Below are 20,118 nucleotides of genomic sequence, written 5' to 3' on the forward strand. Positions count from 1 at the left end.
ATCAACTCGCTTCGCTCACTGCGTTCGCTGCGCTCAGGCAGTCGCCGCGACTCAGTGCACGAAGCGCGCTGCGCGCGCCAACCCGCGGCCTGCGCTTCTCGGCGCTGCCCACATCGCCAGCCGGGGCGGGCGCCGGCGCGGGCACCGGAGCGGCGCGTCCTTTGACGGGGCCTTTCGACACGCGCAGGACGGGCGGTGGCAGGCCGTCACGCCGTGGCCGTGAACCGCGTCACCTTGCGCGGGCGCAGGAAGGCGCTGCGGCCCGGGGCGAGCTGCAGGGTGTCGCGCAGCTGCAGCCAGGTTTCGCGCGAGACCTCCACGTCCACGTAGGAGCCGTCTTCCTCGCGCTGGAACTCCAGGCGGGTGTTGGGCCCCACGGTGAGCGTCTGCGCCAGGCGCACGGCCCAGGTGCCGTCGGCGGCCTCGCCGACGATGTCCAGCTCGTGCGGGCGCACGTAGCTCACGGCCTCGTCGTGGCCGGGGGCCAGGCCGGTGCGGCCGTGGAAGAGGTTGACGTCGCCCAGGAACTTCAGCACGAAGGGGGTGGCGGGGTGGTCGTACACCTCGTCCGGCGCGCCCACCTGCTCGATGCGGCCCTCGTTCATCACCACGATGCGGTCGGCCACTTCCATGGCCTCCTCCTGGTCGTGGGTGACGAACACGCTGGTGACGTGCATCTCGTCGTGCAGGCGGCGCAGCCAGCGGCGCAGCTCCTTGCGCACCTTGGCGTCGAGCGCGCCGAAGGGCTCGTCGAGCAGCAGCACCTTGGGCTCCACCGCCAGCGCGCGCGCCAGGGCCACGCGCTGGCGCTGGCCGCCGGAGAGCTGGTGCGGGTAGCGGCCCGCCAGAGGCTCCAGCTGCACCAGGCTGAGCAGCGACATCACCTTGTCGCGGATCTGCGCGTCGGACGGCCGGCTGGCCTTGGGGCGCACCCGCAGGCCGAAGGCCACGTTCTCGAAGATCGTCATGTGACCGAACAGCGCGTAGTGCTGGAACACGAAGCCCACGTGGCGCTCGCGCACGGAGGCGTTGGTGGCGTCCTCGCCGTGGAACAGCACGCTGCCGGAATCGGGCTGCTCCAGCCCCGCGATCATGCGCAGCAGGGTGGTCTTGCCGGACCCGGAGGGGCCCAGCAGGGCCACCAGTTCGCCGGACGGGATGTCGAGGTTCAGGTGGTCGCACACCGCCAGCGTGCCGAAGCGCTTGACCAGGTTGCGGACTTCGATGCTCATGGAATGGCTCCTTGATGGGTCAATGCGCCGCGGAGGCGGTGGCCTTCTCGCGCTTCACACGCTGTTCCACCGCGTACTTGAGGACGAGGGTGACGAGCGCCAGGCCGGCCAGCAGCGAGGCCACGGCGAACGCGGCGGCGAACTGGTACTCGTTGTAGAGAATCTCGATGTGCAGCGGCATGGTGTTGGTCATGCCGCGGATGTGCCCGGACACCACCGAGACGGCGCCGAACTCGCCCATGGCGCGGGCATTGCAGAGGATCACGCCGTACAGCAGCGCCCACTTCACGTTGGGCAGCGTCACGCGCCAGAAGATCTGCCAGCCCGAGGCGCCCAGCACGCGCGCGGCTTCCTCCTGCTCCTGCCCCTGCGCCTGCATCAGCGGGATGAGCTCCCGGGCGATGAAGGGGAAGGTGACGAACACGGTGGCCAGCACGATGCCGGGCACGGCGAACACGATCTTCAGGTCGTGGTCGCCCAGCCATTCGCCGAACCAGCCCTGCAGGCCGAACACCAGCATGTAGATCAGGCCGGCGATGACCGGGCTCACCGAGAAGGGCAGGTCGATCAGCGTGAGCAGCAGGTTCTTGCCGCGGAAGTCGAACTTGGCGATGGCCCAGGCTGCGGCGATGCCGAACACCAGGTTCAGCGGCACCGAGATGGCCGCGGCCAGCAGCGTGAGCTGGATGGCCGACACGGCGTCGGGCTCCACGATGGCGGCCAGGTAGACGTCCCAGCCCTTCTTCAGCGCCTCGACGAACACGGCCGCCAGCGGCACGAACAGGAACAGCGTGAGGAAGGCGAGCGCCACGCCGATGAGCGTCCAGCGCACCCAACGCGCCTCGTGGGTGGCGGCCAGGGCGGACCGGGCGGACGCCGCGGCGGGCAGGGGAAGGGTCAGCGTATTCATGGCGTTACTTTCCCTGCCGCTGGCGTGCCCAGGCTTGAATGAGGTTGATGGCCAGCAGCAGCGTGAAGGCGATGACCAGCATCACCACCGCGATGGCGGTGGCGCCGGCGTAGTCGTACTGCTCCAGCTTGGTGATGATCAGCAGCGGCGTGATCTCGCTGACCATGGGCATGTTGCCGGCGATGAAGATCACCGAGCCGTACTCACCCAGGGCGCGGGCGAAGGCCAGCGCGAAGCCCGTCAGCAGCGCCGGCATGAGCGCCGGGAAGATCACCAGGCGGAAGGTCTGCAGGCGCGTGGCGCCCAGCGTGGCGGCGGCTTCTTCCAGCTCCTTCTGCAGGTCCTCCAGCACGGGCTGCACCGTGCGCACCACGAAGGGCAGGCCGATGAAGGTGAGCGCGACGAACACGCCCACGGGCGTGAAGGCCACCTTGAAGGGCAGCCACTGGCCGATCCAGCCGTTGGCGGCGTACAGCGCCGTCAGCGCGATGCCGGCCACCGCGGTGGGCAGGGCGAAGGGCAGGTCCACCAGCGCGTCGACCACGCGCTTGAACGGGAACTCGTAGCGCACCAGCACCCAGGCCACCAGCAGGCCGAAGACGGCGTTGATGAGCGCGGCGGCGAAGGACGCGCCGAAGGTGAGGCGGTAGGAGGCCATCACGCGCGGCGCGGTGACGGTGTCCCAGAAGGCGGCCCAGGTGAGCGTGAAGGTCTTGAGGAAGACGGCCGACAGCGGCAGCAGCACCACCAGACACAGGTAGGTCAGTGCAAAGCCGAGTGCCAGGTCGAAGCCGGGCAGCACGCTGTGGCGCTTGAGGAGGGTGCGAGAGAGGATCACGGTGCCGGGTGCGCCGGCCCGTGGGGCGCCAGCCGCATGTCAATCAACGTGCAGCGATGCTAGGCAGCGTCGATTCCGCGGTGAACGAAGCAAACCGAGGCTGCTTATGCGGATCGGGGCGTCTTTGGGGGGGGCCGCCGGCCCGGCCCCCCGACCACCCCTCGGCCCGGACCTAGCGCGCGCGTGGGGCGGGCGTGAGCAGCGGCGCGTGCTTGCGGCCGATGAAGGGGCGCGCCTTGTCGCTGCGCGGTGCCGGGCCCGGTGCCGCACCGTGCGGCCGGGCCGTGGCGCGGGCCCCGGCCAGGGACTGTGCCCCGCCCAGACCCTGCTGCTGGATCAGCAGGCTGTTCTCGACCACGATGTCGACTCTGCCATCCCGGGTGAGGTCGCCCACGGCCAGCGAATTGGGGTTCCAGTTGCCGTACCAGCCGCGGAACAGCCGCTCGGCGGCCAGCGTGCCGCCGGCCGACTGCAGGTACACGCCCACCGCATCCCAGCCCTGGTGGGCCACGACAAGGTCGGTCCTGCCATCGCCGTCGATGTCGGCGGCGCGGATGGCGGCGGGGATGTCGTAGCTCGCCACCGCTTGCATGGCGCCGAGCGCGCCAGCTGCGTCCTGGTAGTAGACGCCGATCGATGTCGGCGAATTGCCGCCGGTCGCGACCGCCACGTCCGTGCGGCCGTCGCCGTTGAGATCACCCACCGCCACGCTGCGCGCGCCCCACAGCGGGTCGGCAGGCAGCTGCACCGGGCTGGCGAAGCTGCCGTCGGCATTCTGCGTGACGACGATCAGGTCGCTGATTGCGGCCAGCAGATCCACGCGGCCGTCGCCGTTGACATCGGCCACCTCCAGGTCCCACACGCCGCTGAAGCCCATCGGCACACCTGCTGCCAGCGCCAGTTGCCCGTCTGTGCCCTGGCGCAGGATGCTGAAGGTATCGAACCCCGCGCCCACGCCGACCACGTCCGAGCGTCCATCGGCGTCGATGTCGGCGATGCGCAGGCGGCCGAAACCGCCATGGTTGAAGCTCGCGCCGGCCAGGAGGCCGCCCGTGGGCGACTGCAGCAGCACCTGGACGCCGCCGAAGTCGCCGCCCACGACCACGTCGGCACGCCCGTCTCCGTTGACATCCCCGATGGCTACCGCGGTGGCATAGCCTGCGACGATGGGCGCGGGCCCGACCTGCACGGGTTCGGCGAGTGTGCCGTCCGCGCGGCCTGCCAGCATGAACAACGCCGAGTCGACACGGCCCGGGCGCTGGATCTGACTGGTCATCACCAGGTCGTTGATGCCGTCGCTGTTGACGTCGCCGATCGCCACGGCCTCCGCAAGCTGCTCCGGGGCGAGGACGACCGGGTAGGCGAAGCCGCCCTGGTCCGTGTCGAACTCGATGGTGATCCATTCCGGGATGCGGTTGCCGATCGTGTCGGCCACACTGTTGACATGGAGCCAGTAGTGACGCCCTCTCTGCAGGGACGGCACGGGCGTCAAGGTGACAGTGGCGCCGTTCGTTTCGAGGTTGGCCGAGACGGACTGGCTCCCGTCGGTGAGGTAGACGGACGAGGGCGTCACCGAGGCCGGGTCCAGCGGCTCGCTGAACCGCAGCACGATGGGCGCGTCGGGCGACACGCCGACGCTGCCGTCAGCGGGTGTCGAGCTCACCAGCATGGGACGTTCGGCGTCGATCGTGACCTGCCACGACTGTGTCGCAGCGACAGGGTTGCCGACCAGGTCGGTGGCGGTAGGGGTCACCTGGACGGTGTAGGTGCCGCTGGACCAGGGCGACTCAGGCACAAAGATGGCCAAGGAATCGGAGGTTGAGGCCTGCCCGGCGACGGCGCGTCCACCAGCATCGGTGACGGTCAGGCCGCCCGCCGCCAGCGATGCAGCGTCCATGGCCTCGCTGAAGGTGACTCTGACCATGGCCTCGTGGGCGCCCACCGTCGTGCCGGGTTCCGGCGTCATGCCCACGATGGTGGGTGCCACCGTCTCGCTGGCGAGCGCGCCGGCACGGTAGCCGCGCAGTTCCTGGTGGTAGAGGTAGGTGATGCCTCGGATGAGGACCGTGCCGCGGGTGCGCGCCAAGCCGACGCCCGGCGCATACCAATCGTCCATGTCGACCTGCACGGTGTCGGTGGCGCCGGTCGAGCTGTAGACCACCGTCTCGGTGGTGGCCGTGCGCTGGTGCAGGGACTGGGGGAACGTGCCCGCGGGGGTGTCGACGGTCTCGTGGCCGATCACCGTGACCTGGGAGCGGATGCTGTAGCGGTCGTTGCGTCCGTCGCCGTCGAAATCGAACCGGTCATCGAAGGACTCGTCCATCTGCGTGAACGTCTCGCCGGCGGATGGGGCCAACCGCAGCAGAGGGATGCGACCGATCGCCCGCGTCAGTTCGTCGTCGTCGCTGGTCGGGTACTGCCACAACTCCGTCGTCGACTTGGCGTAGACCGATGACCATGTCTGGCCGCTGCTGTCACGGCTTTGCAGGGTGTAGCCGGCCAGGCCATCGACGCTGGTCGTTCCTGTCACGCTGACCGTCAGCATCACGTCGTCGCTGCCATTGCCGTACAGCCAGCGGTTGCCCACCGACAGCGGGAAGTAGTCGGCGCCCGCGGGCGGCTCGGGGTCGCTGCCACCACCGCCACCGCCGCCGCCACAGGCGCAGAGCAGCGCCGCCAGCAGGCAAGCCGCGGACCGCCGATGGAACACTCTTGGCCGCGTCGTCGCCGCCGAAGCACGGCCGCCGGTGGGCGGCGTGCCCTGGAGTTGCCCTAGGCGCATTTCTTGTCTCCCTCGCATCCACCGCACGGTGCGGCCGGGGGATTCTAGGGACGGCCGCCCGGACCCCCCGGAATCGGCGTTAGGGGAACCCAGCACTCACTTCTTGGTGTAGATGGCGTCGAACACGCCTCCGTCGTTGAAGTGCAGCCGCTGGGCCTGGGTCCAGCCGCCCAGCTCGTCCACGGAGAACAGCCTGATCTTGGGGAACAGCTTGTCGAACTGCGCCGCCACCTTGGGGTCGGTGGGGCGGTAGTAGTTGTCGCCCGCGATCTTCTGGCCCTCGGGGCTGTACAGGTACTGCAGGTAGGCCGTGGCCACCTCGCGCGTGCCGCGCTTGTCCACCACCTTGTCCACCACGGTCACCGGCGGCTCCGCCAGGATGCTCACCGAGGGCACCACGATCTCGAACTTGTCCGGGCCCAGCTCCTTCACCGCGAGGAAGGCCTCGTTCTCCCAGCTGATGAACACGTCGCCGATGCCACGCTCGACGAAGGTGGTGGTGGAGCCGCGCGCGCCGGAGTCCAGCACCGGCACGTTCTTGAACAGCGCGGTGACGAACTCGCGCGCCTTGGCCTCGCTGCCGCCCGGTGCCTTGAGCGCATAGCCCCAGGCGGCGAGGTAGTTCCAGCGCGCGCCCCCGCTGGTCTTGGGGTTGGGCGTGATCACCTGCACGCCGGGTTTCACCAGGTCGGGCCAGTCCTTGATGCCCTTGGGGTTGCCCTTGCGCACCAGGAACACGATGGTGGAGGTGTAGGGGCTGCTGTTGTGCGGCAGGCGCTTCTGCCACTCGGCGGGGATCAGCTTGGCCTTGGCGCCCAGCTCGTCGATGTCGTAGGCCAGGGCCAGCGTCACCACGTCGGCCTCCAGGCCGTCGATGACCGAGCGGGCCTGCTTGCCCGAGCCGCCGTGCGACTGCTTCACCGTGAGGGTGTCGCCCGTCTTGGCCTTCCAGTGGGCGGCGAAGGCCTTGTTGAAGTCCTGGTAGAGCTCGCGTGTCGGGTCGTACGACACGTTGAGCAGCGTGATGTCCTTGGCCTGCGCGGCCAAGGTGCTCAGGGCCAGCAGGGCGGCGGCGAGGCCGGCGGATGCGAAGCGGGACGGCATGGGGTGTTCCGGTGGGTGGCAGACCGGGCGGATGCTAGGAAGCCACCGTCCCACACGGAACGAATGAAAACGCCGCTGCTTATGCGAAGGGCGCACAGGGGCGCGCGGTCCGCGGCCCCGGGTGCGCGCTCAGAACGCGTAGCGCAGCGGCGCGGGCGCGCGCTCGGGGCGCGGCCGCAGCTGGCGCACGCGTTGCAGGTGGTGCTCCACCCAGGCCTGGCCCTGCGGCCAGGGGCCGAAGCCGGTGGCGGGGTTGATGTGGCCGGCCTCGCCCGCGTCGACGAACTGGCTGCCCCAGCGGCCGGCGAAGTAGCGCGCGTCGGCCAGCGACATCCAGGGGTCGTTGGCGCTGGCCACGAGCGTGGACGCGAAGGGCAGTGCCCGGTTCAGCTGGGCCTCGTCGAGCGCGAAGCGGTCGGGGTTGGCCGGGGCCGCCATCAGCGCGCCCTGCACACCGCGCCCGCCGCGGGCCGCGTAGTGGGCCAGCGCCAGGCAGCCGAAGCTGTGGGCCGCCACCACCCAGCCGGCGGCCCGGTGCCGGCGCAGTGCGTCGTCGATGGCCCCGGCCCAGCGCGCCAGGTCCGCATGGCCCCAGTCGCCGAGCTCGATTCGCACGGCGCCGGGCAGGCGGTGTTCCAGCCAGGTCTGCCAGTGGTCGCTGCCGCTGCCGTGCAGGCCCGGCACCACCAGCAGGCGCACGTCGCGCGCGTGGGTGTCGTCGTCGGGGTGGGTGCCGGGGCGTGCCGGGAACCAGGTGGGGGCGATGGCCATGGGGGTCCTCACAGGCTGTCGAGGTGACTCAGGGGGTCGCTCGGGGATGGACGGAGACGGCGTGGCCGAACGCATCGCACACGCAGGCGTGGCCGTGCCGCAGCAGCGCGGCCACCAGCTGGCCGGGGTCGAAGCGGTAGCCGGCCACGCGCAGGAAGGCGGTCAGGGTGGCCAGGGCACGGGCGTCGCGCTGCTGCAGCGCGTGCTGCAGCGCCGGTCCGGTGCACGGCAGGGTCACGACAGGGGGGGTCAGCGGGTCCATGGCATGCATGCTGCGCGCCGGTGCCCCGCGGGGGAACGAATCGATCCGGCGCTGCTTATCTGCGAGGCGCATAACCGAGGGCCGCCGTGGCGCCAGGACCGCAGGGCCACCCGTGCGCGCCGAGAATGCGCCCATGCCGCGCTTTGCCGCCAACGTCAGCCTGCTGTATCCCGAGTGGCCCTTTGCGGACCGCATCGCCGCCGCCGCCGCGGACGGCTTCCGGGCCGTCGAATGCCAGTTTCCGTACGCGGTGCCGGCCGGCACGTTGGCCGCGCGCCTGCTCGACGAGGGCGTGTCCATGGTGCTGCTGAATGCGCCGGCCGGCGACTGGGCCGGCGGCGAGCGCGGGCTGGCGGCGCTGCCGGGCCGCGAGGCCGAGTGCCGTGCGGGCGTGGAGCGCGCCCTGGCCTATGCCCAGGCGCTGGGCTGCCCGCGCGTGCACCTGCTGGCTGGGGTCGTGCCGGCCGGCATGGGGCGCGACCGCGCCGAGGCCACCTACCTGGCCCAGCTGGACTGGGCCGCCGCGCAGGCGCGAGCGGCTGGCTGCGAGCTGCTCATCGAGCCGCTGAATGCGCAGGACGTGCCCGGCTACCTGCTGGCCACGCAGGCCCAGGCGCACGCGCTGGTGCAGGCGGTGGGTGCACCGAACCTGCGGGTGCAGATGGACCTGTACCACGTGGCCCGCACCGAGGGCGACGTGCTGGCCGCGCTGACCACCTGGCTGCCCAGCGGGCGGGTGGGCCACCTCCAGGTGGCGGGGGTGCCGGGGCGGCACGAGCCCACCGGTGGCCCGGTGGACTGGCCGGCGGTCTTTGCCCGGCTGGACGCGCTGGCCGCCGCGGGCGCGGCACCGGGCTGGAGCGGCTGGGTGGGCGCCGAGTACGTGCCGCGCGCCGGGGCGGCGCCGGGCGGCACCTCGGCCGGCCTCGGCTGGCTGCGCCCCTGGCGCGACTGAGTCGGCCGATCAGCCGATCAGCCGATTCACCGGTCAGGCCGCCGCCGGTTCCGGTTGCAGCTGTTGCAGGGCGGGCGCCGCGGCCCGCGCGTCGGCGCGGATCAGGTCCACCGCCTTCTCGGCCATGGCGATCACCGGCGCGTTGGTGTTGCCGCTGACCACGCGCGGCATCACCGAGGCGTCCACCACGCGCAGGCCCTCCAGGCCGCGCACGCGCAGGCGGGCGTCCACCACCGCCTGGTCGTCGGCGCCCATGCGGCAGGTGCCCACGGGGTGGTAGATGGTGTCGGCATGGCTGCGGACGAAGGCCTCGATCTGGGCATCGGTCTGCGCGCCGGCCGAGGTGGCCAGCTCGCGGCCGCCCAGCGCCGCCAGCGCCGGCTGCTGCAGGATGCGGCGCATCAGCTTGAAGCCGCGGACCAGGCGCGCGGTGTCCTCGTCGTCGCCCAGGAAGTTGGGGTCGATGCGCGGCGCGGCCAGCGGGTCGGCGCTGGCCAGCGTGAGCGTGCCGCGGCTGCGTGGGCGCAGCAGGCACACATGGCAGGAGTAGCCGTGGCCGAACACCGTCTTGCGGCCGTGGTCCACCAGCTTGCCGATCACGAAGTGCAGCTGGATGTCGGGCGTGGCTTCACCCGGGTCGGTGCGCAGGAAGCCGCCGGCCTCGGCGAAGTTGGTGGTCAGCAGGCCGCGGCGTTCGCGGCGCCAGCGGCCGATGCCGCGCCACACCGCCCAGGCGCCAGGCAGCGACAGGCCGAACAGGTCGGTGATGCGCGGCGCATCCACCACCTGCACCACGTCCACGTGGTCGTGCAGGTTGCGGCCGACGCCGGGCAGGGCATGGGCGATGGCGATGCCGTGGCGCTGCAGCTCGTCGGCTGGGCCGATGCCCGAGAGCATCAGCAGCTGCGGCGACTGCAGGGCGCCTGCGCTCAGCAGCACCTCGGCGCGGGCGCGCAGCAGCTCGCGCCGGCCGCCGCGCTGCACCTCCACGCCCACCGCGCGCCGGCCGTCCAGCACCACGCGCAGCGCCTGGGCGCCGGTGATGACGGTGAGGTTGGGCCGGGACACCGCGGGCGCCAGGTAGGCCTTGGCCGCGCTGCAGCGTTCGCCGCGCCGGTGGGTCACCTGGTACATGCCCACGCCCTCCTGCGTGGCGCCGTTGAAGTCGGCGTTCACGGGGAAGCCCGCCTGGCGACCGGCCTCCACGAAGGCCGCGCTGTGCGGGTTGGGGTCGCACAGGTCCATCACGTGCAGCGGGCCGCCCGTGCCATGCCAGGCGCTGGCGCCGCGGGCGTTGTCCTCGGCGCGCAGGAAGTAGGGCAGCAGGTCGTCGAAGCCCCAGCCGGGGTTGCCCTCGGCGGCCCAGGCGTCGTAGTCCTCGCGCTGGCCGCGCACGTAGATCATGGCGTTGACCGAGCTGGAGCCGCCGAGCACCTTGCCGCGCGGCTGGTAGCCGCGGCGTCCGCCCAGGCCGGGCTGCGGCACGGTCTCGAAGCCCCAGTTGGCCTGGCCGTTCTTGGCCAGCAGCGCCAGGCCGGCCGGGCAGTGGATGAGCACGCTGCGGTCGGCGGGGCCGGCTTCCACCAGGCCCACGCGGCACTGCGGGTCCTCGCTGAGCCGGCTGGCCAGCACGCTGCCGGCCGAGCCGGCGCCGATCACCAGATAGTCGAATTCCATGGGCCGCATCCCTCACGACGCCGGGTGCGGCGCACCCCGCTGCGGCGTGGATTGGATGCGGCCAAGGCTACCCCCGTCCATTGGGGGCAGCACCTGCGAACTCTAGAGAGGCGCCTCCAGGGCGCCAGCACCGTCAACGCGGCACCCAGCTGCCCGGCACCCACACCCAGCGCGCGTCGCGCCAGGTCCAGTGGCCCGACACCCACACATAGGCGGGTCCCGGCGACGGCCCCGGCGTCTCGTTGACCGACGGCGGCATGGCGGCGACCGGGTCGCGCACCCAGTGGCCCTTCTTCCAGCGCCAGCGCGAGCCGGTCCAGTTCCAGTGCCCGGGCACCCAGTTCCAGCCGCTGGTGCTGTCCGGCGGGGTGGGGCGGGTCTCGATGATCGGCGCCGGCATCGGCCCGGGCGGCTGGTCGGGCTCGGCCATCTCGGGCGGCGGTGAGCTAACCACGGGCACGTGGTGCGTCTCGCGCACCACGCAGGCGGACAGGCCCAGCGCCAGGGCCAGTGTGGCCAGCACCAGGGGGGCGGAGGGGCCGCGGCCGGCGCGGCGGTCGGTCGGGGAAATGGACATGGGGCCTCCGAGGGGGCGGTGGAACACGGCCGCGCCTCGGCAAGCGGCGCGCCCACTGCACGCCCGGCGCGCCGACGTCAGCGCCCCAGCCGCAGGCCGGGCGGGGCCGCCTCCCACAGGCGCTGCACCGCGCCGGCCAGCCGCACCGCCGCGGGGTCGGCCAGGCGCGGCAGGGCGCCGCTGGCGGCCTGGGCCAGCAGCCGGTCCAGCACGCCGGCATGGGGCAATACCGTGCCGAAGAAGTGAGCCTGCCCGTCGTGCACCAGCAGCAGCGTGGGGAAGCTCTCGATGTCGTCGGCCGCCCCGTCGGGGTCGTCCAGCGCATCGGCGTGGTCCTCGATGTCCACCCAGGCGAAGCGCCAGCCGGGCTGGCGGGCGGCGGCGGCGGCCAGGGTGTCGCGGTAGCCGTCGCAGGTGCGGCACCAGGCGGCGCACAGGCAGGCCACCAGCCAGCCGCCGGCGGGGGGATTCGCGTCATCCATGCGGTGGCAGTGTGCCAGTTCGGCACGCCGTCACGTGCCGGCATGTCGCCTGCCGACCGCAGGCTCAAGCCGCGCCCGGCGCGGCCGAAGACCCAGGGAACCCCTGCGCGAGCCTGCCTTCGTGTCCCCACCGCCCATTCCCGTCCCCACCCCGCTGGCGCGCCAGGCGCTCGTCCTGGCCGCCCTGTGGGGCCTGGCCGCGCCGGCGGTGGCCGGCACGGTGCAGGTGCGCGTGCTGGGCGCCACCGGCCAGCCGCTGCCGCAGGCTGCCGTGCTGCTGGAGCCCGCGGGCGACGCCCGGGCCGCGGTGAAGCCCGCCACGGCGGTGGAGATCGTCCAGCAGGGCCGGCGTTTCGTGCCGGAGCTCACCGTGGTGCCGGTGGGCACGGCCGTGCACTTCCCGAACATGGACACCGTGCGCCACCACGTCTACTCGTTCTCGCCGGCCAAGCGCTTCGAGCTCAAGCTGTACGCCGGCCGGCCGGAGCACCCCGTGGTGTTCGACCGCCCGGGCATCGTGGTGCTGGGCTGCAACATCCACGACCAGATGGTGGGCTGGGTGGTGGTGGCCGACACGCCCTGGCACGGCCGCACGGACGCCGCCGGCACGGTGACGCTGGACGCGGTGCCCCCCGGCCGCTACACGCTGCGCGCCTGGCACCCGGCGCTGGCGCCCGGCGCAGCGCTGCCCGAGCAGGCGGTCACGGTGGGCGCCGGGCCCCTGGAACTCAGCGTCCCGCTGGGCGTGGCCGCCCGATGACGCCCCGCCGCAGCCGCCTGGCCGCGCGCATCGTGGCGCTGTTCCTGGGCCTGCTGCTGCTGGTGCAGCTGAGCAGCTTCCTGGTCATCCGGCACGGCATCACGTCGAACGCCCGCCACCAGCTCGACGAGCAGCTGGCGGCCGGCGAGCGCCTGCTGGGCCGCCTGCTGCAGCAGAACGCGCAGACGCTGGACCAGGCGGCGCGCCTGCTGGCTGCCGACTACGGCTTCCGCGAGGCGGTGCTCAGCGGCGACGCGGCCACCATCGGCTCGGTGCTGGACAACCACGGCGCGCGCATCGGCGCGGGCGTGACGGCCCTGTACGACCTGGACCTGCGCCTGGTGGCGGCGGGTGCCCAGGGTGGCTCGGCGCTGGCGCCGCTGCACGAGGCACTGGCGCGCTGGACCACCGCCCCGGCCGGCGCCGCCATGGGCGGTCTGCATGTGCTGGCCGGCCGGCCGCAGCAGCTGGTGGCCGTGCCCCTGCGGGCGCCGCAGCCGGTGGGCTGGGTGGTGATGGGCGTGCCGCTCGATGCCCGGCTGGGCGCCGACCTGCATGCCTTGTCCGGCGTGCACCTGGCCCTGTGGAGCCAGCCGCCCGGGGCGGCCGCGCGGGTGGTGCTGTCCACCTGGCCGGCGGCGCTGGAGGCCCCGGTGCTGGCCGGCCTGGGCCAGCCTGGCACGGTGGAATTCACGGCGGGCGACGAGACGGTGGAAGGCCGCGTGCTCGACCTGGTGGCGCACCCCGAGGCGCCCTTGCGCGCGGTGCTGGCGCGCTCGGTGGACGAGGCGGTGGCGCCGTACCGCTGGCTGCAGGCGCTGCTCGGGGTCATCACCGTGGCCGGCGTGGCGGTGTTCGCCGCCGGCAGCGTGCTGACCGCCCGGCGCATCACCCGGCCGCTGCAGTCGCTGGTGGACGCCACCCGCCGGCTGGGCCAGGGCGACTTCGACGCACCGGTGCGCCCCGACGGCCCGCGCAGGGACGAGCTGAGTGAGCTGGCCGCCGCCTTCGACGGCATGCGCGAGCAGACGCGCCGGCGCCTGTACCAGGACGACCTGACCGGCCTGCCCAACCGCGTGCAGCTGTCGCGCCAGGCCGCGCAGGCGCTGCGCCACGGCCCCGTGGCCGTGCTGATGATCGACCTGGACCGGCTGGGACAGGTGAACGACCTGCTGGGCTACGCCGTCGGCAACCAGCTGCTGGTGGAGGTGGCGGACCGGCTGGCCAGCCTGCCGGCGCTGGGCTCGGCCGCCGGCGGCATGGTGGCGCGCCTGTCGGGCGACGAGTTCGCGCTGCTGCTGCCCGGCGCCGGGCGGTCGCAGGCGGAGCGCGTGGCCACCGCCGTGGCGCAGGCGCTGGAGCAGCCGGTGCGGCTGGGCGACAACGTGGTGGACGTCACCGGCGGCATCGGCATCGCCTGCGCACCGGAGCACGCGGACAGCGCCGAGGCGCTGCTCAGCCGGGCCGAGGTGGCCATGTACGCCGCCAAGCGCCGGCGCGCCGGCCGCCTGGTGTACGACGCGGCCTTCGACCGCGGCAGCGCCACCACCCTCACCCTGCTGGGCGAGATGCGCCGGGCCCTGCAGCAGTCCGAGCTGCGCCTGTACGTGCAGCCCAAGCGCCACCTGATCGACGGCTCGCTGGCGGGCGCCGAGGCGCTGGTGCGCTGGCAGCATCCCGAGCGAGGCCTGGTGCCGCCGCTGCAGTTCATCCCCTTCGCCGAGGAGACCGGCTTCATCCACGAGCTCAGCCTGTGGGTGGTGGGCGAGGCGGCGCGGCTGCTGGCCGGCTGGCAGCAGGGCGGCCGGCTGCCCCGGCTGTCCGTGAACCTGTCGGTGCACGACCTCATGAAGGCCGACCTGGTCGAGCAGATCGAGCGCCGGCTGCAGGCCCATGGCGTGGCGCCGTCCATGCTGTGCCTGGAGATCACCGAGAGCGCCATCATGAACGACCCGGCGCGGGCGCTGCAGACGCTGGGTGCGCTCAAGCGCCTGGGCTGCAAGCTCGCCATCGACGACTTCGGCACCGGCTACAGCTCGTACGCCACCCTGCGCGACCTGCCGGTGGACGAGCTGAAGATCGACATGTCCTTCGTGCGCGCCATGGAGCGCGCACCCAAGGACGCCATGATCGTGCGCTCCATCATCGAGGTGGCGCACAACCTGGAGCTGAGCGTGGTGGCCGAGGGCGTGGAGAACGCGGCCATCTGGCAGCAGCTGCGGCTGCTGGGTTGCGACGAGGCGCAGGGCTGGCACATCGCCCGGCCCATGCCGGCCGACGAGCTGGCGGCATGGATGGAGGCGGCGGACCTGCCCGCGCCGGCGCGCGGCCCGGTGGCCCACGGCCTGCCCGGCTGAGCGGCGGGCCGGCGGGCCGGGCCCGGGGCCGTGTTCAGGCGGCCGGCGTCGCCACCGCGATCGGCGCCACCGGCTCTGGCGCCAGCAGGCTGCCGTCGCGCAGGCCGCGCCAGGTGCCGGCCAGCAGGCCCAGGATGACCAGCGAGGCCAGCGCCAGCAAGGCCGGGCCGGCGACAGCGAGCACGCTGCCCGGCGACGCCAGGCGCAGCGTGAGCGCGGCAAAGGCCGCCAGCGGGAAGCTCATGCCCCAGTGCGGCATGGAAAAGGGCAGCTCGCGCAGCCGGCGGGCGGTGCTGGCCACCGACACCAGCGTGAAGGCGGCCGCGCCCCAGCACATCCAGCCCACCACCGGCGGTGCGCCCAGCTGCAGCGCCGACATGCCCACCACCGTGGGCGGCGCCACCAGCACGAAGAAGGTGGGCAGCAGCCGCTCCGGCGGCATGCCCTGCGTGGCGATGCGCACCACCAGCAGCACCAGCACCACCGGCCAGAACACCAGGCCCACGCCGAACTGCGCCGCGGCCCAGTCGGCATGTCCCAGCGGCACGCCACCCAGCGGCGCCAGCACGTTGCCCACGATGGGGATGAGCAGCGCGGGCGTCACGGCGGCCCAGGGGAGGTGGCCGCTGCCGGGGCGCCACCAGCGCTGCAGCACCCAGGCCGTGACGACCAGCTGCGAGACCGCGCCGGCCCACCACAGCGCCTGCGCGGCGACGGACGGCCCGAACAGCGTGACCGCCAGCGTGCCCAGCAGCATGGTGGCGATGGGCAGGGTGGCCACGAAGGTATGGCGCACGGGGTGGCGGCGGTCCTCGGCCCAGGCGGCGGGGTGCAGGCGCCAGCGCAGCAGCGTGGCCCCCGCCAGCGCCACGAAGATGGCGGCGGCGAGGGTGCCGACCACCAGCGCCACGCCATCGGCCATCGCGCCCATGAGCGGCACCGCGCGGTGCCAGGCCAGCGCCAGGCCGCCCAGGCCCATCACGATGGCGTACCAGCCGGGGTACAGGTACCGGAGCCGGGCCAGCCGGGGCGAAGGCGCCAGCGCGGCGGAAGGGGGCGCGGTGGTCATGCCAGCACCGCGCCGGTGGCGTCGATCACGCGCAGGCTCACGGGCACCGCGCCGGCCACCGACTGCGTCACGGTGCAGTAGGCCTCGAAGCTGCCCAGCACCCGGTCCAGGTGGGCCAGCGAGGCGGCCGGCACGCCCAGGTGCAGGTCGGCCTGCAGGCGCAGCACACGCAGCCGGCCCTCGGCGTTGCGGCCCACCTCGGCACGCACCTCGGCGGTGATCGGCTCGGGCGCCTGCCTGAACTTGCGCAGCGCGAACAGCAGCGAATCGGCCAGGCAGTTGCCCACCGCGGCCGCGAGCAGCTGCACCGGCGTGGGACCCTGGCCCTGGCCCAGCGGGGCCGGCTCGTCCACCGCCAGCGGCGGCAGGCCGTCGCCGAAGTGCACGTCGAACTGGTAGTCGTGCCGTTGCGTCAGGCGCACGGTCTGCAGGGCGGAAGCGGCCATGGGGTCCAAGTGGGGAGGGGGAAGGGAAAAGGGCCGGCTCAGCGCACCTTGCCCAGCAGGGTCTGCACGTCCTGCAGCACCTCGGCCAGCTGCTTCTGGCCCTTCTCGTTGGTGGTGAGGCGGGCGCCCAGCTCCTGCTGCATGAAGCACACGGTCATGCGCACGTAGGTGCTGTCCAGCGCCTTGCGCACGGCGGCCATCTGGCTGGCGATGTCCAGGCAGGGCTCGCCTTCCTCGATCATGCGTTGCACGCCGCGCAGCTGGCCCTCCGCCCGTTTGAGGCGGTTGAGCAGGTCGGTCCGGGTCTTGTCGTCGGTCAGCATGGCCATGGGGCAGAACTCCGTCGCAGGCGAGGCCTTGGATTGGGGGATGGCGGCCATTGTCGTGCGCCGCCGAGGCCGTGCGGTCAGCGGGGGCAGGCGCTGGGCACGCCCAGCTTGCCGAGGATCCAGCCCAGCGGGCACACGTTGGTGACGCCGTACTGCAGCAGGTTGGCGCCCACGAAGGCGGTGAAGGCCAGCCACCAGGGGCTGACGTACAGCGGGCTGGCCTCGATGCCGAGGGCAAGCGACAGCAGGATGAAGCTGCCGGCAAAGACGTGGATCAGGCGTTCGACGGTCATGGAAGGCTCCTTGGGTCAGGCATGGCGGCGCTGGACCACCGCGAAGTACAGGACGGGAATGACGACCAGCGTGAGCAGGGTGGACACGCCGATGCCGAAGATCAGCGACACCGCCAGGCCGTTGAAGATGGGGTCGTCGAGGATGAAGAAGCCGCCGGTCATGGCGGCCACGGCCGTCAGCGCGATGGGCTGGGCGCGCACGGCGGCGGCGTTCACCACCGCCTGTGCGAAGGCCATGCCCTGCGCGGCCTGCAGCTCGATGAAATCCACCAGCAGGATGGAGTTGCGCACGATGATGCCGGCCAGGGCGATCATGCCGATCATGGACGTGGCTGTGAACTGCGCGCCCAGCAGCGCGTGCCCGGGCATCACGCCGATCACCGTGAGCGGGATCGGCGCCATGATGATCAGCGGGGTCAGGTAGCTGCGGAACTGCGCCACCACCAGCAGGTAGATCAGCAGCAGGCCCACCGCGTAGGCCGCGCCCATGTCGCGGAAGGTCTCGTAGGTCACCTGCCACTCGCCGTCCCACTTGATGGCGTAGGCGCGGTACGGGTCGGCCGGCTGGCGGACCCAGTGTTCCTGCAGCTCGCCCGTGCCGGGCAGCGCAGCGTCGCCCAGGCGGGTGCGGATGTCGAACAGGCCGTACAGCGGCGAGTCGGTGCCGCCGGCGACGTCGCCCCACACGTAGGACACGCCCAGGAGGTCCTTGGTGTAGAGCGGCTTGTCGATCACGCCGTGCTCCACCCGCACCAGCTCGGACAGCGGCACCAGCTGGCCGCTGGCGGCGCGCAGCGGCAGCGCCAGCAGCCCGTCCAGCCCCACCTGTGCCTCGCGCGGCAGCTGCAGGCGCAGCGGCACCGGGTACTTGCTGTGGCCGTCGTGCAGCCAGGCGGCGTCGGCGCCCGACAGCGCGCCCTGCACGGTCTGCGCGATGGTGGCCACCGGGATGCCCAGGGCGTCGGCGCGCGGCCGGTTCACGCGCAGGAAGGCGCGCGGCGCGTCGGCTTTCAGCGAGGTGTCGATGGCCACGATGCCAGGCGTCGCCGTAAAGGCGCGCTCCAGCCGCGCGGCCACCTGCTGGCGGCCCGCCTCGTCGGGGCCGTACACCTCGGCCACCAGCGGGCTCATCACGGGCGGGCCCGGTGGCACCTCGACCAGCTTGATGCGGGCGCCGTGTGCCGCGGCGATCTTCTCCAGGGCCGGCAGCAGGCGCAGCGCGATGGCGTGGCTCTGCTCGGCGCGCTGCGCCTTGTCGACCAGGCTGACCTGCAGATCGCCCTGCTCGGGATCACGGCGGTGGTTGTACTGGCGCACCAGGCCGTTGAAGGTGATGGGGCTGGCGGTGCCGGCGTAGCCCTGCAGGTGCACCACCTCGGGCTGGGCGGCCAGGTGGGCGCCGAGCGCCTGCAGGGTGGCCGCGGTGTCCTCCAGCGGCGTGCCGGCGGGCATGTCCACCACCAGCTGGAACTCCGACTTGTTGTCGAAGGGCAGCATCTTCAGCACCACGGCCTGCACCACGCCCAGGCCCACCGACAGCAGAAGTGCGGCCACGATGCCGGCCAGCAGCAGCCAGCGCTTGCGGGCGCTGGCCAGCAGCGGGCCGAGCAGGCGGGTGAACACGCCGGGCAGGCGGGCCGCAAAGCCCGTGGGCGGGGCCGCGTGGCCGCTGCCGGCCGCGTGCGGCTTCATCAGCCTGAGCGCGAGCCAGGGCGTCACCGTGAACGCGATCGCGAGTGACAGCGCCATGCCCAGGCTGGAGTTGATCGGAATGGGGCTCATGTACGGCCCCATCAGCCCGCTGACGAAGGCCATGGGCAACAGCGCGGCGATCACCGTGAGCGTGGCCAGGATGGTGGGGCCTCCCACCTCGTCCACGGCGGCCGGGATGATCTCCGCCAGCCCCTTGTGCGGCTCGAGCTGCTGGTGGCGGTGGATGTTCTCCACCACCACGATGGCGTCGTCCACCAGGATGCCGATGGAGAAGATGAGCGCGAACAGCGACACGCGGTTGAGCGTGAAGCCCCAGGCCCAGGACGCGAACAGCGTGGCGGTGAGGGTCAGGATCACCGCGGCGCCAACGATCACCGCCTCACGCCGGCCCAGCGCCAGGCCGACCAGCAGGATCACCGAGCCGGTGGCGAAGGCGAGCTTCTGGATGAGCTTGTTCGCCTTCTCGGCGGCGGTCTGGCCGTAGTCGCGCGTGACCGTGGCCTCCACCCCTTCCGGGATCACGCTGCCATGCAGCGCGGCCAGGCGCTCGCGCGCGGCCTGCGCCACGTCCACCGCGTTGGTGCCGGGCTTCTTGGTCAGCTGCAGCGTGATGGCCGGCTGGGCACTGCCCGGCCCCTGCGGCGCGCTCGCGGCGGAGGCGGCGCCCGGGGTGAACCACACGTACTGGCTGGGTTGCGCACTGCCGGCTTGCAGCGTGGCCACCTCGCGCAGGTACACCGGGCGGCCGGCGTGCACGCCCACCACCAGGTCGCCCACGTCGTCCACCGAGCGCAGGAACTCGCCCGTCTCCACGGCCAGCGTCTGGCCGCCCTCCGGCCGGGCCACGCGGCCCGCGGGCAGGCCCACGTTCGCCGCGGCCAGCGTGGCCTTCAGGCGCAGCACGTCGACGCCGCGTTCGCGCAGGCGGGTGGGATCGAGCAGCACCTGCACGCTGCGCGGCGGCGCCCCGATGGAGCGCAGCTCGCGCGCGCCGGGCACGCGCTTGAGCTCGGCCTCCAGGGTGGCGGCCACCGGCTGCAGCTCGGCGGCGGGCCGCCCGTCACGCGACCACAGGGTCACGGCCAGCACCGGCACGTCGTCGATGCCGGTGGGCTGCACGATGGGGGGCAGCGTCCCCAGGCCGGCCGGCAGCCAGTCCTGGTGGGCGTTGAGCACGTCGTACAGGCGCACCAGCGCCTCGGTGCGGGGCACCCCCACCTCGAACTGCACGGTGACCACCGCCAGGCCGGGGCGCGACACCGTGAAGGTGTGCTCGATGCCGGCGATCTGCCCCAGCACCTGCTCGGCCGGGCGCGCCACCATCTGCTGCACGTCCGCGCTGGTGGCCCCGGGGAAGGGGATCAGCACGTTGGCCATGGTCACGTTGATCTGCGGCTCTTCCTCGCGCGGCGTGACCAGCACGGCGAACAGGCCCAGCAGCAGCAGCACGAGTGCCAGCAGCGGCGTCAGCGCATGCGCCTGGAAGGTGCGCGCGAGCCGGCCGGAGACGCCCAGCGCCGGCCCGCGGGCATCGGTGGACAGGGGGGTGCCCATGTCAGGC

General features: G+C 72.9%; 18 protein-coding genes. 3 read left to right on the forward strand and 15 right to left on the reverse strand.

Features of this window, described 5'->3' with window-relative positions:
* Positions 1 to 206: 206 nt before the first annotated feature.
* The 7 genes from ACE3UN_RS05490 to ACE3UN_RS05520 all read right to left on the reverse strand — a co-directional run bounded on the left by ACE3UN_RS05490 (position 207) and on the right by ACE3UN_RS05520 (position 7,899).
* Entirely contained in the window at positions 207 to 1,232 is a 1,026-nt protein-coding gene (locus ACE3UN_RS05490; protein WP_374673918.1) for a sulfate/molybdate ABC transporter ATP-binding protein, read from the reverse strand.
* Positions 1,233 to 1,251: 19 nt separating this feature from the next.
* Entirely contained in the window at positions 1,252 to 2,142 is an 891-nt protein-coding gene (gene cysW, locus ACE3UN_RS05495; protein ID WP_374673919.1) for a sulfate ABC transporter permease subunit CysW, read from the reverse strand.
* A gap of 4 nt (positions 2,143 to 2,146) precedes the next feature.
* A complete protein-coding gene (gene cysT / locus ACE3UN_RS05500) occupies positions 2,147 to 2,980 on the reverse strand; it encodes a sulfate ABC transporter permease subunit CysT (protein WP_374673920.1) in 834 nt (277 codons plus the stop codon).
* Between the two features lie 172 nt (positions 2,981 to 3,152).
* Positions 3,153 to 5,762, reverse strand: coding sequence for an FG-GAP-like repeat-containing protein (locus ACE3UN_RS05505; protein ID WP_374673921.1), 2,610 nt, complete (start codon positions 5,760 to 5,762; stop codon positions 3,153 to 3,155).
* Positions 5,763 to 5,858: 96 nt separating this feature from the next.
* Complete coding sequence (locus ACE3UN_RS05510; RefSeq protein ID WP_374673922.1) at positions 5,859 to 6,866, reverse strand: sulfate ABC transporter substrate-binding protein; 1,008 nt, start codon at positions 6,864 to 6,866, stop codon at positions 5,859 to 5,861.
* A gap of 129 nt (positions 6,867 to 6,995) precedes the next feature.
* Positions 6,996 to 7,637, reverse strand: coding sequence for an RBBP9/YdeN family alpha/beta hydrolase (locus ACE3UN_RS05515; RefSeq protein ID WP_374673923.1), 642 nt, complete (start codon positions 7,635 to 7,637; stop codon positions 6,996 to 6,998).
* Between the two features lie 28 nt (positions 7,638 to 7,665).
* Positions 7,666 to 7,899 carry a hypothetical protein gene (locus tag ACE3UN_RS05520; protein ID WP_374673924.1) on the reverse strand — a complete coding sequence of 78 codons (234 nt, stop codon included), beginning with the start codon at positions 7,897 to 7,899 and terminating at the stop codon, positions 7,666 to 7,668.
* 133 nt (positions 7,900 to 8,032) lie between these two features.
* On the opposite strand from ACE3UN_RS05520, the gene ACE3UN_RS05525 reads away from it, so the two are divergent.
* A complete protein-coding gene (locus ACE3UN_RS05525) occupies positions 8,033 to 8,854 on the forward strand; it encodes a hydroxypyruvate isomerase family protein (protein ID WP_374673925.1) in 822 nt (273 codons plus the stop codon).
* 33 nt (positions 8,855 to 8,887) lie between these two features.
* On the opposite strand, the gene ACE3UN_RS05530 is transcribed toward ACE3UN_RS05525, so the two are convergent.
* From ACE3UN_RS05530 to ACE3UN_RS05540, 3 genes are all read right to left on the reverse strand, one after another.
* Positions 8,888 to 10,531: a GMC family oxidoreductase gene (locus tag ACE3UN_RS05530; RefSeq protein WP_374673926.1), complete on the reverse strand. Its 1,644-nt coding sequence runs from the start codon at positions 10,529 to 10,531 to the stop codon at positions 8,888 to 8,890.
* A 133-nt stretch (positions 10,532 to 10,664) separates the two neighbouring features.
* On the reverse strand, positions 10,665 to 11,108 hold the full coding sequence (locus tag ACE3UN_RS05535) for a YXWGXW repeat-containing protein (protein ID WP_374673927.1): 444 nt from the start codon (positions 11,106 to 11,108) through the stop codon (positions 10,665 to 10,667).
* Between the two features lie 77 nt (positions 11,109 to 11,185).
* Positions 11,186 to 11,590: a thioredoxin family protein gene (locus ACE3UN_RS05540; protein WP_374673928.1), complete on the reverse strand. Its 405-nt coding sequence runs from the start codon at positions 11,588 to 11,590 to the stop codon at positions 11,186 to 11,188.
* 121 nt (positions 11,591 to 11,711) lie between these two features.
* On the opposite strand from ACE3UN_RS05540, the gene ACE3UN_RS05545 reads away from it, so the two are divergent.
* Together ACE3UN_RS05545 and ACE3UN_RS05550 are read left to right on the forward strand one after the other, a co-directional pair.
* Positions 11,712 to 12,350, forward strand: coding sequence for a methylamine utilization protein (locus tag ACE3UN_RS05545; protein WP_374673929.1), 639 nt, complete (start codon positions 11,712 to 11,714; stop codon positions 12,348 to 12,350).
* Positions 12,347 to 14,707 carry a putative bifunctional diguanylate cyclase/phosphodiesterase gene (locus ACE3UN_RS05550; RefSeq protein WP_374673930.1) on the forward strand — a complete coding sequence of 787 codons (2,361 nt, stop codon included), beginning with the start codon at positions 12,347 to 12,349 and terminating at the stop codon, positions 14,705 to 14,707. Before ACE3UN_RS05545 ends, ACE3UN_RS05550 begins: the two co-directional genes overlap by 4 nt.
* A 34-nt stretch (positions 14,708 to 14,741) precedes the next feature.
* Here ACE3UN_RS05550 and ACE3UN_RS05555 read toward each other — a convergent pair whose 3' ends face one another.
* From ACE3UN_RS05555 to ACE3UN_RS05575, 5 genes are all read right to left on the reverse strand, one after another.
* Positions 14,742 to 15,776: an SLAC1 anion channel family protein gene (locus ACE3UN_RS05555; protein ID WP_374673931.1), complete on the reverse strand. Its 1,035-nt coding sequence runs from the start codon at positions 15,774 to 15,776 to the stop codon at positions 14,742 to 14,744.
* Complete coding sequence (locus ACE3UN_RS05560; protein ID WP_374673932.1) at positions 15,773 to 16,222, reverse strand: OsmC family protein; 450 nt, start codon at positions 16,220 to 16,222, stop codon at positions 15,773 to 15,775. Before ACE3UN_RS05560 ends, ACE3UN_RS05555 begins: the two co-directional genes overlap by 4 nt.
* Before the next feature lie 38 nt (positions 16,223 to 16,260).
* Entirely contained in the window at positions 16,261 to 16,551 is a 291-nt protein-coding gene (locus ACE3UN_RS05565) for a metal-sensing transcriptional repressor (protein WP_374673933.1), read from the reverse strand.
* A 77-nt stretch (positions 16,552 to 16,628) separates the two neighbouring features.
* Entirely contained in the window at positions 16,629 to 16,844 is a 216-nt protein-coding gene (locus tag ACE3UN_RS05570) for a DUF2892 domain-containing protein (protein WP_374673934.1), read from the reverse strand.
* Between the two features lie 15 nt (positions 16,845 to 16,859).
* Entirely contained in the window at positions 16,860 to 20,111 is a 3,252-nt protein-coding gene (locus tag ACE3UN_RS05575; RefSeq protein WP_374673935.1) for an efflux RND transporter permease subunit, read from the reverse strand.
* Positions 20,112 to 20,118 lie beyond the last annotated feature (7 nt).

The organism is Ideonella sp. (assembly GCF_041918995.1).
GTDB lineage: Bacteria > Pseudomonadota > Gammaproteobacteria > Burkholderiales > Burkholderiaceae_C > Ideonella.

Bases quoted from the DNA above. Each gene is read 5' to 3' on its own strand.
- ACE3UN_RS05490 (WP_374673918.1), bottom strand. From the start codon at position 1,232: ATGAGCATCGAAGTCCGCAACCTGGTCAAGCGCTTCGGCACGCTGGCG.
- cysW (WP_374673919.1), bottom strand. From the start codon at position 2,142: ATGAATACGCTGACCCTTCCCCTGCCCGCCGCGGCGTCCGCCCGGTCC.
- ACE3UN_RS05505 (WP_374673921.1), bottom strand. From the start codon at position 5,762: ATGCGCCTAGGGCAACTCCAGGGCACGCCGCCCACCGGCGGCCGTGCT.
- ACE3UN_RS05510 (WP_374673922.1), bottom strand. From the start codon at position 6,866: ATGCCGTCCCGCTTCGCATCCGCCGGCCTCGCCGCCGCCCTGCTGGCC.
- ACE3UN_RS05515 (WP_374673923.1), bottom strand. From the start codon at position 7,637: ATGGCCATCGCCCCCACCTGGTTCCCGGCACGCCCCGGCACCCACCCC.
- ACE3UN_RS05520 (WP_374673924.1), bottom strand. From the start codon at position 7,899: ATGGACCCGCTGACCCCCCCTGTCGTGACCCTGCCGTGCACCGGACCG.
- ACE3UN_RS05525 (WP_374673925.1), top strand. From the start codon at position 8,033: ATGCCGCGCTTTGCCGCCAACGTCAGCCTGCTGTATCCCGAGTGGCCC.
- ACE3UN_RS05530 (WP_374673926.1), bottom strand. From the start codon at position 10,531: ATGGAATTCGACTATCTGGTGATCGGCGCCGGCTCGGCCGGCAGCGTG.
- ACE3UN_RS05535 (WP_374673927.1), bottom strand. From the start codon at position 11,108: ATGTCCATTTCCCCGACCGACCGCCGCGCCGGCCGCGGCCCCTCCGCC.
- ACE3UN_RS05540 (WP_374673928.1), bottom strand. From the start codon at position 11,590: ATGGATGACGCGAATCCCCCCGCCGGCGGCTGGCTGGTGGCCTGCCTG.
- ACE3UN_RS05550 (WP_374673930.1), top strand. From the start codon at position 12,347: ATGACGCCCCGCCGCAGCCGCCTGGCCGCGCGCATCGTGGCGCTGTTC.
- ACE3UN_RS05555 (WP_374673931.1), bottom strand. From the start codon at position 15,776: ATGACCACCGCGCCCCCTTCCGCCGCGCTGGCGCCTTCGCCCCGGCTG.
- ACE3UN_RS05560 (WP_374673932.1), bottom strand. From the start codon at position 16,222: ATGGCCGCTTCCGCCCTGCAGACCGTGCGCCTGACGCAACGGCACGAC.
- ACE3UN_RS05565 (WP_374673933.1), bottom strand. From the start codon at position 16,551: ATGGCCATGCTGACCGACGACAAGACCCGGACCGACCTGCTCAACCGC.
- ACE3UN_RS05570 (WP_374673934.1), bottom strand. From the start codon at position 16,844: ATGACCGTCGAACGCCTGATCCACGTCTTTGCCGGCAGCTTCATCCTG.
- ACE3UN_RS05575 (WP_374673935.1), bottom strand. From the start codon at position 20,111: ATGGGCACCCCCCTGTCCACCGATGCCCGCGGGCCGGCGCTGGGCGTC.